Below are 12,177 nucleotides of genomic sequence, written 5' to 3' on the forward strand. Positions count from 1 at the left end.
CCAGGCCGACTTTCCATACCGGCACCGGAGGGGGCCGAAGCCGCTCTCCGGGGGGCCGGTTGTCGCCACTCAAAGGCTTAGCTTAGGCTTGCCTAACTCCTTGCGATCTGCATCGGGGCGGCCCGTCGTACCCCCGTACGGCCGCTTCTTCGGCATGCCCTCATGCGGTCGCGGGGACCCGCTGCTCCATCCGTTCAAACATGAGGAACATCCATGTCCCGGTTCACCCGCGCGCGTCGCCGGACGCTCGCCGCAACTGCCGCCGCCGCAGCCCTCGTTCTCACCCTCGGGGGCTGCTCGTCAAGCGACGACGGCAAGGAGAGCTCCGGCGCATCCGGGAAGAACGGCGGAGCGTTCCCCGTCTCCATCAAGAGCGCGCTCGGCACCGCGGAGATCAAGGAACAGCCCGAACGGGTCGTCACCCTCGGCCAGGGCTCCGCCGAGACGGCCATCGCCCTCGGCCACACCCCGGTGGGCATCGAGAAGTACGAGTGGGGCAGCGACAAGACGGGCTATCTGCCCTGGATCCACGACGCGGTGAAGAAGTCCGGCGACAAGCTGCCGACCCAGTTCACGGGCGGTGAGGACATCGACTTCGAGGCCATCACCGAACTGGAACCGGACGTCATCCTCGCGCCGTGGTCCGGGATCACGCAGAAGGACTACGACATCCTCAAGGACATCGCGCCCACCGTCGCCTATCCCGACCTGCCGTGGAGCACGGACTGGGACCAGCAGATCGAGATCATCGCCAAGGCGCTGGGACAGCCGGACGAGGCGAAGACCCTCACCTCGAAGATCGAGAAGCAGTTGTCCGACGCGGCCGCGACCCGCCCCGAGTACAAGAAGCACACGTTCTCGTACATCTACAACACCGGCCCCGGCACCCTCGGTGTGTTCAAGCCGAACGAGCAGCGCGTCAAGATGGTCTCCTCGCTCGGCCTCAAGGTCGACCCGGTGGTGAACACCTTCAAGGAGACCAAGGGCACCGACTCGGCGCTCATCGGTCTGGAGAACGCCGAGAAGCTGAAGGACAGCGACCTGCTTTTCACCTTCTACATGGATGACAAGTCCCGCAAGGAGATCGAGGCGCAGCCGCTGTACGCGGCGATGCCCGCGGTCAAGAGCGGCGCCGTGGTGGCCGGAAAGGACAACTCCTTCGTCACGGCCTCCTCGATCATCAACCCGCTCACCGTGCCGTGGGTGATCGACCGTTACCTGCCGCTGATCGACAAGGCCGTCAAGGCCGCCGACAACGGCTGAGGCCAGCCACCACCCACATGGCCACCACCACACAGGCACCGTCGAGCGGTGCCGGTACCTCACGGACCGGCGCCGCTCGGCGGGTGTTCTCCGTCGTCATCGCAGTCGCCGTCCTGGCGCTCGCCGTCCTCGCGAGCGTCATGTTCGGCAGCCGCACCACCTCGCCCGGTGATGTGCTGGACGTACTGTCCGGCACCGCGGACCCGAATGTCACCACCATCGTCGAGAGCCGCTACCCGCGGACCGCGCTCGGTGTGCTGGCCGGTCTCTGCCTCGCCGTCGCGGGCACCCTCATGCAGGGCGTGACCCGCAATCCGCTGGCCGATCCCGGCCTCCTCGGGATCAACGCGGGCGCCTCCGCGAGCATCGTCGCCGCGACGGCGTTCCTGGGGGCGTCGGGCAGCAAGGACACCATGTGGTGGGCGCTGCCCGGAGCGCTGCTCGCGGGTCTGCTGGTCCATGCGATCGGGTCGGCGGGTTCGGGCAGCGGTCTCGTCCGGCTGGTGCTCGCCGGCGCGGTGCTCTCCGCGGTGCTGATGGCGTTCATCCAGGCGGTGACCCTGAGCCGCCCGAAGGTGTTCGACAGCTACCGGTACTGGGTCGTCGGTGCGCTCGGCGGACGGGACTTCGATGTGCTCTGGTCGGTCCTGCCGTTCGCCGTGGCCGGTCTGGTGCTGGCCGCGGTGCTCGGCCCCGGCCTCAACGCGCTCGCGCTCGGCGACTCGACGGCGGCGTCCCTGGGTGCGAATCCGGCGCTGGTGCGGGCGGGCGGGCTGCTCGCGGCCACGTTGCTGAGCGCGGCGGCGACGGCGGCGGTCGGACCGATCGCCTTCGTCGGACTGGCCGTTCCGCATGTGGTGCGGGCCGTGGTCGGTGTCGACTTCCGCATGCAGATCCTGCTCTCGGCGCTGGCCGGTCCGGCGCTGCTGCTCCTCGCGGATGTCGTGGGCCGGGTGGTCCTGCGCCCGCAGGAGCTGATGGTCGGTGTCGTGACCGCGTTCATCGGGGCGCCCGCACTGCTCATCGCCGTACGCAGGATGAGGGGCAACGCATGACGTCGCATCGGACCACGATCCGCACCGCTTCGCCCCGGAAGGTACTGAGAGCCGGCGGAAAGGTGGCCGTGCCGGTCCGGCGCGTGTCGGTGCTGACGGCCCTCGTGCTGCTGGTACTGCTCGTGGCCGGCGCCGTCGCCACGTTGTCGCTCGGGCGGCTCGGCATTCCCCTCGCCGACCTGGCCGGGGCGGTGACCGGTGGGGCCGAGGGCAAGGACGCGTTCGTGCTGGAGCGGCTGCGCGGCCCCCGGCTGACGGTCGCCGTGGGCACCGGCGCGGCGCTCGGGCTCTCGGGGGCGCTGTTCCAGTCCGTCACCCGCAATCCGCTCGGCAGCCCCGATGTGATCGGGCTGGCGTCCGGGGCCGGGGCGGGCGCCGCGATCTCCGCGCTGCTGTTCCCGGACACCGTGCCGGTGGCGCTCGGCGCGCTGTTCGGCGCCGTCCTCGCCATGGTGCTGGTCTATGTGTCGACCGGCACCGGGTTCCGCAACCCGGCCCGGCTGGTCATCGCGGGCATCGGGGTCGCCGCGATCGGCACCGCGATCACCCAGTACGTCGTCTACGCCATGGAGCGGGACCGAGCCGCCGTGCTCAGCGCCTACGTCAACGGCAGCCTGTCGGCGCGGTCGTGGGAGGACGCCACCACGATCTGGCTGGTGCTGCTGGTGGTGGCCCCGCTCACCGTGCTCCTCTCGCGGCGGCTGGACATCGGGGAGATGGGCGACGACATCGCGGCCGCACTCGGCTCGGAGCCCCGCCGCACCAAGACGGCCGCCGTGGTGCTGGCGATCGTGCTCTCGGCGGGGGCGGTCAGTGTCGCCGGTCCCATCGCGTTCATCGCGCTGACGTCCCCGCAGGTCGCCAAGCGGATCACCCGGGTCTCCGGCCCGCACCTGGCGCTGTCGGCGCTGACCGGCGCACTGCTGCTGGTGCTGGCGGATCTCTGCGCCCAGCAGCTGCCGCTCTTCGACAACCTGCCCGTCGGCATCTACACGATGGCCATCGGAGGCGTGTACCTCGGCTGTCTGCTGGTACGCGAGTGGCGCCGGGGAGTTCTGTGAGGCGTGGCGCCGTACGCTACTCGCCGCCGAAGTAGCCGTACGGCGCCACGGACACGCCCTCGACGACACACCTCGGGCCGTCCTCCCCGGCCGTCGGGTCCACCTCACGCGCCTCCAGCACGCGCATGGACCAGACGGAGAACCCGGCGTGGAAGTCGTAGCCGATGTCGCACGGCGTGCTGGTGTACCCCCTGGCGTGCAGTTCGGCGACGACGTCGTCGATCAGCCGGTGGGTCAGCTGGATCCCGTCGTAGCTCGCCTCGGCCTCGCCGCCCTGCCCGCTGTAGCCGATCTCGACGAGTTCCACGGTGTCGTCGGATGCGTAGGTGATCACGAGCGTCGGTGTGGTGTCGTACACGGCAGGGCGGACGGCGGCGGGACCGAGGCCCGGCCGGCCGACGCGCTCCTCGACCCGGGTCCGGTGGTCGCCGATCATGGCGAGGGCGACGCCGCGTCCAGGGATGATCTCCATGCCGGGCATCCTGCCATCGGCGCCCGGGCCTTCCCCTCCTGCCCCTCGCACGCACAGCTCCTCCCCGCCCTCGCACACCCCCACTTGAACACGTTCAAGAAAGCTCGTAGAGTCGGCGCCGAGCACAGTTGAACACGTTCAAGTCGGGGGGGGCGGCGATGTCCGTACTGGTCAATTCGATCGTGATGCTGGGCATGCTGGTGGTGGTCCCCGCAGGACTGCGGCTGACCGGTGCGGCCGAGCTGGACCGGATCCGGCGACTGTGGCCGCTCTTCGCGGTTCCCGGCGCCGTCTCGCTGTGGCTGCCGCGCGGCACCGCCGCCACCGCCCTCGCGGTCTGTTACGCGCTCGGCGCCGTACTCCTCGCGATGCACGCCCCGCACCGGCTGCTCCGCAGAAGTCCGTCGAGGTCCACAGCACCCGCCGAGATCGCCCTGCTCACCGCCCTGGTCGCCCCGTCGGTCGCAGCCCTCGCGCTGGTCGCCGAACGCTCGGGGCACACGCTCTTCGGCTTCGGGCTCGGCATCCTCGCGCTGACCGTGCCGCACTTCCACTTCGCCGGATTCGCCGCCGCGCTGGTCGCGGGGCTCGTCTGCCGGGTCGCCGACAGCGTCGCGGGAAGGTTCGCCGCGCTGAGCGTTCCGCTCGGCACCCTGCTCGTCCTGATCGGCTACTTCATCGGCGACTGGGCCGAACTGGCCGGCGCGGCGGTACTGACGGCGGGGATGTGGACCGTCGCCGTCCTCACCTGGCGGTCGGTCCGTACCGGGCAGCGGGACCGGATCACCCGGACGCTGCTCGCCGTCTCGTCCGCCGTGCTCGCCGTCACCATGGTGCTCGCCCTGAGCTGGGCGCTCGGCGAGGCCACCGGACTCCCGCATCCCACTCTGGCCTGGATGGCCGCCACCCACGGCCTCGGCAACGCGCTGGGCTTCGCACTCTGCTCGGTGCTCGCCTGGCAGCGGCTGCGCGACCGCACCGACCCCGTAGAAAGCAGGACCGCATGAGCTCCCTCAGCTACTCCGAGGTCGGCGCCACCCGCCTCGGCCCGCTCCCCACCGGGTACCACCACCTCCACCACCGGGCCCCGGTCGGGCGCGGCCGGGCCGACCTCGAAGCGGCGGGCGCCGCGGTCACCGAATGGCGCATGCACCGCACCAGCGGGGCCCGGGTCCGCGCCTCGGCGCCCCGTGCCGGGGACGGGGTACGCGTCCGGGTGTCGCTGGGCATCGGCCCGCTCCGGTTCACCGCGCCCTGCCGGGTCGTGTGGACCGCGTACGAGCAGGACCGCATCGGGTTCGCCTACGGGACGGAGATCCGGCACCCGGAACACGGCGAGGAGTCCTTCGTGGTGGAACTGGCGGACGACGGGACGGTGTGGTTCACCGTCATGGCGTTCAGCCGCCCGGCTGCCTGGTACACCCGGCTCGCGGGGCCCGTCGTGCCGGTGCTCCAGCGGTGGTACGCCCGGCGGCTGGGCAGCACGCTCCGTCGCATCGTGGACGAGGAGCGCGGCGGACGGGGCTGAATCGCCGATACTGGAAGAGATGGAGTGGTTCACCGCAGACGGGTACTGGCTCAGCCGGCTGATCTTCCAGCGGGCGCTGGCCGCTGTCTACCTGTTCGCGTTCCTCACCGCCGCGCTCCAGTTCCGGGCGCTGATCGGCGAACGCGGCATGCTGCCGGTGCCCGGTCTCCTGCGCCGCACCGACTGGCGTGAGAACCCCGGGCTCTTCCGGCTCCACTACTCCGACCGCTTCTTCGCGCTCGTCGCCTGGACCGGCTGCGCACTGGCCGTCGCCCTGCTCGCGGGCGCGGACTCGTACGTTCCGCTCTGGGCGGCGATGCTGCTCTGGGCACTGCCCTGGGCGCTCTACCTCTCGATCGTCCAGGTCGGCCAGACCTGGTACGGCTTCGGCTGGGAGTCGCTGCTGCTGGAGACCGGCTTCCTCGCCGTCTTCCTCGGCAACGCGCACACCGCTCCCCCGGTGCTGGTGCTGTGGCTGCTGCGCTGGGTGCTGTTCCGGGTGGAGTTCGGTGCCGGACTGATCAAGATCCGCGGCGACGAGTGCTGGCGCAAGCTCACGTGTCTGTACTTCCACCACGAGACCCAGCCGATGCCGGGGCCGCTGAGCTGGTTCTTCCACCGGCTGCCGAAGCCCGTCCACCGGGCCGAGGTGGCGGCCAACCATGTCACCCAGCTGCTGGTTCCGGTGCTCCTGTTCACTCCGCAGCCGGTGGCGAGCGCCGCCGCAGGGCTGATGATCGTCACCCAGCTGTGGCTGGTCCTCTCGGGGAACTTCGCCTGGCTGAACTGGGTGACGATCACCCTCGCCCTGTCCGCCGTCGACTGGTCCCTGTTCACCGCGCCGCCCGCCCAGTCCGCGCCGCCGCTCTGGTACGAGATCGTCGTCATCGCGGTGACCGCGCTGGTCGTCTTCCTCAGCTACCGCCCGGCGCGCAATCTGGTCTCCCGCCGTCAGGTGATGAACCGCTCGTTCGACCCGTTGCACCTGGTCAACACCTACGGCGCGTTCGGCAGCATCAGCCGGGTCAGGCTGGAGGTGGTGGTCGAGGGCACGGACGAGCGGGTGCTCCACGACGGCACCGTCTGGCGGGAGTACGGCTTCCGCGGCAAACCGGGCGATCCGCGCCGGATGCCCCGCCAGTTCGCCCCGTACCATCTGCGGCTGGACTGGCTGATGTGGTTCGCGGCGCTCTCCCCCGCGTACGCCCGCCCCTGGTTCGGCCCGTTCGTGGAGCGGCTGCTGGAGAACGACCGGGACACTCTGCGGCTGCTGCGTCACAACCCGTTCCCCGACGTCCCGCCGGCGCATGTCCGCGCCAGGGTCTACCACTACCGGTACACCACCTGGCGCGAGCTGCGGGCCACCGGGCGCTGGTGGCACCGGACCCATGTGCGGGAGTTCATGCCCCCGGTCTCGCTCGGCCCCGCCCCGACCGGGCCCGCCCGGCGGTCCTGAGGTCCCGGCCCTCGGACGCGGCTACGCGGACCGGGACGGCACGGGTGCCGGGCTGTCGTTCGCGGGGGCGGCCGTGGCGCGTGCGTTCCTGTGAACCGGCCCGCGCCCCGACCGGCCGAGCTCCGGCCCGCGCGATGCGGGCCGGAGCTCGGGTGCCGTGCTGTGTGTCAAGCCGTGTCAGTCGATGCCGGGCAGAATGTGCGGCTCGGCGAGGTCGTCCTCGTAGCCGGCCAGCCGGATCGGTGCGGACCTGGCCCAGACCTCGATGTTCCGGAGCTTCTCGGGCCTGCGGGGCCGGTCTCCGTGCCGTTCGGCCGGGCGCTTCTCGTGCTTCGTCAGTTCCGGTGTCGTCACCGCACACTCCTTTGTGTCGCGTAGCCCGGGGCATCGCCGATGTTCCGGCCTCGGTGCCGGGAATCGGCCGCCCGTGGTGGGGCAGGGGCAAGAACAGTTCGGTCGCGGTGGCGCCGGGTACGGGGCGGGACGGCGACTTGGTTGGAAGTCTGTCCCGGGACGGTCGAGGAAGGTTTGTGGACTCCTCGATGACGTCCGTTCACATCAGAGTAACCAAATGAGCGCTTCCGTGCTCGTTGGAACGTGTGCTCTAGGTCACTTTCAGCCACCGGATACGGAAATAACCCGGCCGGGAGCGACTCCCGACCGGGTCCATGACGCCTCACGGGCGCCGCGTCGTCCGGCGACTACCAGTTGGCGGGTGCGTAGTCCTTGAGGAAGCAGCCGTACAGATGCTCGCCGTCCTCGCCACGCACGATCGGGTCGTAGACGCGGGCGGCGCCGTCTACCAGGTCGAGCGGGGCGTGGAAGCCCTCCTCGGCGAGACGGATCTTGTCGGGGTGCGGGCGCTCGTCGGTGATCCAGCCGGTGTCGACGGCGGTCATCAGGATGCCGTCCTTCTCGAACATCTCCTGGGCGCTGGTCCGGGTGAGCATGTTCAGGGCAGCCTTGGCCATGTTGGTGTGCGGGTGGCCCGCGCCCTTGTAACCGCGGCTGAACACGCCCTCCATCGCGGAGACGTTGACCACGTAGGCGCGCTTGGCGGCGGTGGCCGCCATGGCCGGACGGAGCCGGCTGATCAGGATGAACGGGGCGGTGGAGTTGCAGAGCTGGACTTCCAGCAGCTCGATCGGCTCGACCTCCTCGACGGTCTGGATCCAGCTGTTGGTGTCGTGCAGGTCGGGCACCAGCCCGCCCGCGTCGATCGCCGTCCCTGCAGCGATCCGCTCCAGCGACGCGGAACCGGTGACCAGCGCGAGCTCGGTGACGTCCTGCGCGCTCAGGCCCTCCTTGCGGGCGGCCGGCAGAGCCGCGACCCGGTCGACGGTGCCGCTGCCGAAGGTGCCGATGACCTCGGCGGCGGGCAGTTCGCCCGCCGGGAGCGGCGCCGACTCGGCGTTGACCAGCTCGCTGTACGCGTTGGCGGAGCGGCGCACCGTCTGCGCCGCGTTGTTGATCAGGATGTCCAGCGGGCCCTCGGCGGCGACCGAGTCGGCGAGCGCCACGACCTGGGCGGGGTCGCGCAGGTCGATCCCGACGATCTTCAGCCGGTGGATCCACTCGTCGCTGTCCGGCATCGCCTTGAAGCGGCGGATCGCGTCGTTGGGGAAGCGGGTGGTGATGGTGGTGTGCGCCCCGTCGCGCAACAGCCGCAGCGCGATGTACATGCCGATCTTCGCCCGGCCACCGGTGAGCAGCGCGCGCCGGCCGGTGAGGTCGGTCCGGGCGTCGCGGCGCGAGCGGTTCTCCTTCGCGCACTGCTGGCAGAGCTGGTGGTAGAAGGCGTCCACCTCGACGTAACGGGTCTTGCAGATGTAGCAGGAGCGGGGCCGCTGGAGCACGCCCGCGATCTCGGCACGGGCGGACGAGGACGGCAGGACACCCTGCGTCTCGTCGTCGATCCGGTCGGCCGAGCCGGTCGCGGTGGCCTCGGTGACCGCCTTGTCGTGCGCCGTCTTGGCGGCGCGGCGCTCCTGGCGGCGGCGCTGCTTCACCGTCCGGTAGATGCCGGCCGTGGCGCGGCGCACGGCGATGGCGTCGGGGTGGTCGACGTCGATGTTGTCGAGTTCGTCGAGCACGCTCAGGCAGACGGCCAGCCGCTCCGGGTCGATACCGGGACCGAACTCCTCAGTTCCGGGAGCGAGCTCCGGGCTGTCCTCTGTCACCGTCATTGCCGTTCCTCTGTCATCCGTCTCTCGTGGCGCCGACCGCCGTACCTGCTCCTGCCGGGCCGAACGCCCCGATCAAGTCTGCCATGCACCGGATGCTGCTCCGTTCGTGTGACTTCCCGCGCGACTTCACGCCGCTCCGGCGCGGGCGGCGAACGACCGTCTGCCGCCCGTGCCCCGACGTCTCCTCCACGGGTCGGTCACATATGCTTCGCTGCCATACGGCCGGGGCGGGCCGTGCCGTACATACAGGGGGGTGCAGTGTGACCGGGCTCCCCGCGGGCGGCTCTCCGGCCGGACCCGCGCGTGCGGACGCCATCCCCGTACAGCCGGGTCCTCCCCCGGCCGGCAACGGTTCGGTGTGGGACGTCGATGCCGTGATCCTGCTGGTCGAGGACGACGCGGGCGATGCGCTCCTGGTCGAGGAGATGCTCGCGGACAGTGAGCTGGACTCCGCGCTGACCTGGTGCAAGACGCTGGCGGAGGCACGCCGCTTCCTGGCCGGGAGCCGGACCCCGTGCTGTGTGCTGCTCGATCTGCATCTGCCCGATGTGCTCGGTCTGGACGCCGTGACCCAGCTCGTCGGGTCGGCTCCGGACGCGGCCATCGTGGTGCTGACCGGCCGGGCCGAGGCCGATACGGGCCTGTCGGCCGTGGCGACCGGCGCCCAGGACTACCTCGTCAAGGGGCGGCTCGATCCGGAGGCGCTGGGCCGCTCGGTCCGCTACGCCCTCCAGCGCAAGCAGGTCGAGCGGGCGGCGGCCGCGCTGCGCGCCAACCGGCTGATGGCGCAGGAGAACGCCCGCCTCGAACGCGGTCTGCTGCCCGTACCCCTGCTGCTCGACGACTCCTTCGAGGCGGTCGCGCGGTACGAGCCGGGCCGGGCGCACGCCTTGCTCAGCGGGGACTTCTACGACGTGGTGCAGACCGCCGACGGCACGGTGCACGCGGTGATCGGCGATGTGTCGGGGCACGGGGCGGCGGAGGCGGCGCTGGGGGTCTGTCTGCGGGTGGCGTGGCGTACGGCGGTGCTGTGCGCGACCGGCCAGCTCGAACAGGTCCGGCTGCTGGAGGAGATCCTGGTCGCCGAGCGCTTGGACCCCCATGTCTTCGCGACCGTCACCTCACTGGCCTTCGCCCCGGACCGACGCCGGGTGCGGGTAGTGCGGGCCGGGCACCCCGGGCTGCTGCTGCGCAGCGGTGCCCGGGTGACCTGGGAGGAGCCCGAGCCCGGGATGGCACTGGGTCTCGTGCCGGGAACGGGGACTGAGCGGTGGAGCGCCTCGGAGCTGTCGCTGCCCGGGGACGGCCGCCTCGTGCTGTTCACCGACGGGCTCTTCGAGGGACGTTCGGGGCCGGGCTCCCGGCTGGGCGAGGCGGGGCTGCTCGCCATGGCCCGGCGGCACGGGGCGCTGGCGGCCCGTGACTTCGTCGACACCCTGGTCGACGAGGCGGCGGGGGCGGCGTCCCCGTACGGCGGTCTCGCGGACGACGTCGCCGTGCTCCACCTGGGCTGGGGACGGAGCGGCTCGCGTTGAGTGCCCACGACGCGTCACCGGGCACCCGGCCCGGTCCGGCCTCGCGCCTCTCCGTCCAGCGCTGGGTGCATCTGATCCTCGCCGTCTTCGTGCTGATCGTCTGCGCCGGTGTGGTCGTCGGCGGTCTGGCGCAGTCCCGGATATCCGACCGCACCACCGAGTTGGTGGACCGCATCCAGCCCGCCCGTTCCTCGTCCTTCCAGCTGCAGAACGCCCTGCTGGACCAGGAGACCGGGGTCCGCGGCTTCGCGCTCACCGGTGACTCGACCTTCCTCCGGCCCTACGAGGAGGGGAGGCGGGACGAGAGCCTCCGGCTGGCCCGGGTCCATGCGCTCGTCGGGAACGAGCAGCCCTTCGCCGACGACCTCGACAAGATCGCCGCGGCCGCGCGGGAGTGGCGCGGCCGGCACGCCGAACCTCTGGTCGCCGCGGTCCGCCGGGACGGTCCGGCCTCCGAGGCCTCGGCCCCGATCCGGCAGAGCAACAGCGAGTTCGACACGTTGCGGCAGCTGTACCGGGCCCAGCAGGCCCATCTCGATGTGGCGCGCGACCGGGCCCGCGCCGATCTGGGCGCCGCCCGCACCGCCCGGGACCGGGTGTTCATCGGGCTGATCGTGGGTTTCCTGGCGGCGGTGGTCGCGCTGGGGCTGTTGCTGCACCGGATGGTGGGACGGCCGCTGAGCCGGCTGGCCGCCGCCTCCGACACGGTCCGCTCCGGGGCGTTCGGCAACCGGATCGAGGTCGGCGGACCGTCGGACGTGCGGGCGGTCGCGGCGGCCGTCGAGGACATGCGCCGCCGTATCGTCGGGGAGCTCGCCGATTCCCGGGAACGCGAGCAGCTGCTGGCGGAGCAGGCCCAGGAGCTGCGCCGGTCCAACGCGGAGCTGGAGCAGTTCGCCTACGTCGCCTCGCACGATCTGCAGGAGCCCCTGCGCAAGGTCGCCTCGTTCTGTCGCCTCCTGGAGAAGCGGGCCGCGGCCTCGCTCGACGACCGGGCCCGGCAGTACATCGACTACGCGGTCGACGGTGCGACCCGGATGCAGGTGCTGATCGACGACCTGCTCGCCTTCTCCCGCGTGGGGCGGGTGCACGACAAGTGGAATCGGGTCGACCTCGACCGGACGTTCGACCGGGCGCTGGCCGATCTCGCGCTGGTCATCGAGGAGTCCGGCGCCACGGTCGTACGGGAAGCCCCGCTGCCCGAGGTGACCGGGGACGCCACGGCGCTCTCCATGGTCTGGCAGAACCTGATCGGCAACGCGGTGAAGTTCCGACGGCCAAACGTGCCGTGCCGGATCACGGTCGGCTGCGTCCGGGAGGGCGAGGACTGGCACCTGTACGTGTCGGACAACGGCATCGGCATCGCCCCGGAGTCCGCGCAGAAGGTGTTCGTCATCTTCCAGCGTCTGCACGGCAGGGACGAGTACGAGGGAACGGGCATCGGCCTGGCGCTCTGCCGGAAGATCGTGGAGTTCCACGGGGGCCGGATCTGGCTGGACGAGGAGGCGTCCGGAGGCACCCGGATCCATTTCACACTGCCGGTCGCCGCCGCGCCGGCGCGCTCCGCGGCGGAGCCGCCCCTCGTGGACACGGCAGCCGGGCGGTCCGGCCATGGCTGAGA

Annotated in this window: 11 protein-coding genes; 8 read left to right on the top strand and 3 right to left on the bottom strand. The window is 71.3% G+C overall.

Translation table 11 applies throughout. The features are described 5' to 3' along the window. Nucleotides 1–213 precede the first annotated feature (213 nt). From OHA19_RS04975 to OHA19_RS04985, 3 genes are read left to right on the top strand one after another with little or no spacing between them, the layout of a single operon-like run. Nucleotides 214–1,263, top strand: coding sequence for an iron-siderophore ABC transporter substrate-binding protein (locus OHA19_RS04975; protein WP_405719564.1), 1,050 nt, complete (start codon nucleotides 214–216; stop codon nucleotides 1,261–1,263). 17 nt (nucleotides 1,264–1,280) lie between these two features. Further along, nucleotides 1,281–2,318, top strand: a complete 1,038-nt coding sequence (locus OHA19_RS04980; RefSeq protein WP_405719562.1) for a FecCD family ABC transporter permease — start codon at nucleotides 1,281–1,283, stop codon at nucleotides 2,316–2,318. After that, nucleotides 2,315–3,379, top strand: a complete 1,065-nt coding sequence (locus OHA19_RS04985) for a FecCD family ABC transporter permease (RefSeq protein ID WP_405719560.1) — start codon at nucleotides 2,315–2,317, stop codon at nucleotides 3,377–3,379. The genes OHA19_RS04980 and OHA19_RS04985 overlap by 4 nt, the downstream gene beginning before the upstream one ends. A 16-nt stretch (nucleotides 3,380–3,395) precedes the next feature. Here the strand turns inward: OHA19_RS04985 and OHA19_RS04990 are convergent, their stop codons facing one another. Further along, a complete protein-coding gene (locus tag OHA19_RS04990) occupies nucleotides 3,396–3,851 on the bottom strand; it encodes a hypothetical protein (RefSeq protein WP_405719558.1) in 456 nt (151 codons plus the stop codon). 158 nt (nucleotides 3,852–4,009) lie between these two features. On the opposite strand from OHA19_RS04990, the gene OHA19_RS04995 reads away from it, so the two are divergent. Genes OHA19_RS04995 through OHA19_RS05005 form a run of 3 tightly spaced genes read left to right on the top strand, consistent with a single transcriptional unit; the run spans nucleotide 4,010 to nucleotide 6,835 of the window. Next, nucleotides 4,010–4,858, top strand: coding sequence for a YndJ family protein (locus tag OHA19_RS04995; RefSeq protein ID WP_405719556.1), 849 nt, complete (start codon nucleotides 4,010–4,012; stop codon nucleotides 4,856–4,858). Continuing rightward, entirely contained in the window at nucleotides 4,855–5,379 is a 525-nt protein-coding gene (locus OHA19_RS05000; RefSeq protein WP_405719554.1) for a DUF1990 family protein, read from the top strand. The genes OHA19_RS04995 and OHA19_RS05000 overlap by 4 nt, the downstream gene beginning before the upstream one ends. Nucleotides 5,380–5,398: 19 nt before the next feature. After that, a complete protein-coding gene (locus tag OHA19_RS05005) occupies nucleotides 5,399–6,835 on the top strand; it encodes a lipase maturation factor family protein (RefSeq protein ID WP_405749473.1) in 1,437 nt (478 codons plus the stop codon). A 177-nt stretch (nucleotides 6,836–7,012) separates the two neighbouring features. Here OHA19_RS05005 and OHA19_RS05010 read toward each other — a convergent pair whose 3' ends face one another. Both OHA19_RS05010 and OHA19_RS05015 read right to left on the bottom strand, forming a co-directional pair. After that, complete coding sequence (locus OHA19_RS05010; RefSeq protein WP_326769518.1) at nucleotides 7,013–7,189, bottom strand: hypothetical protein; 177 nt, start codon at nucleotides 7,187–7,189, stop codon at nucleotides 7,013–7,015. Between the two features lie 347 nt (nucleotides 7,190–7,536). Further along, the gene (locus OHA19_RS05015; protein WP_405719550.1) at nucleotides 7,537–9,021 is read right to left on the bottom strand and encodes an SDR family NAD(P)-dependent oxidoreductase; all 1,485 of its coding nucleotides are present in this window, start codon (nucleotides 9,019–9,021) and stop codon (nucleotides 7,537–7,539) included. Nucleotides 9,022–9,281: 260 nt separating this feature from the next. Between OHA19_RS05015 and OHA19_RS05020 the strand changes: the two genes are divergently transcribed. Both OHA19_RS05020 and OHA19_RS05025 read left to right on the top strand, forming a co-directional pair. Continuing rightward, nucleotides 9,282–10,556, top strand: coding sequence for a PP2C family protein-serine/threonine phosphatase (locus OHA19_RS05020; protein ID WP_405719548.1), 1,275 nt, complete (start codon nucleotides 9,282–9,284; stop codon nucleotides 10,554–10,556). Further along, entirely contained in the window at nucleotides 10,553–12,175 is a 1,623-nt protein-coding gene (locus tag OHA19_RS05025) for an ATP-binding protein (RefSeq protein ID WP_405749475.1), read from the top strand. Before OHA19_RS05020 ends, OHA19_RS05025 begins: the two co-directional genes overlap by 4 nt. Nucleotides 12,176–12,177 lie beyond the last annotated feature (2 nt).

The organism is Streptomyces sp. NBC_00012 (assembly GCF_045040875.1).
Taxonomy (GTDB): Bacteria; Actinomycetota; Actinomycetes; order Streptomycetales; family Streptomycetaceae; genus Streptomyces.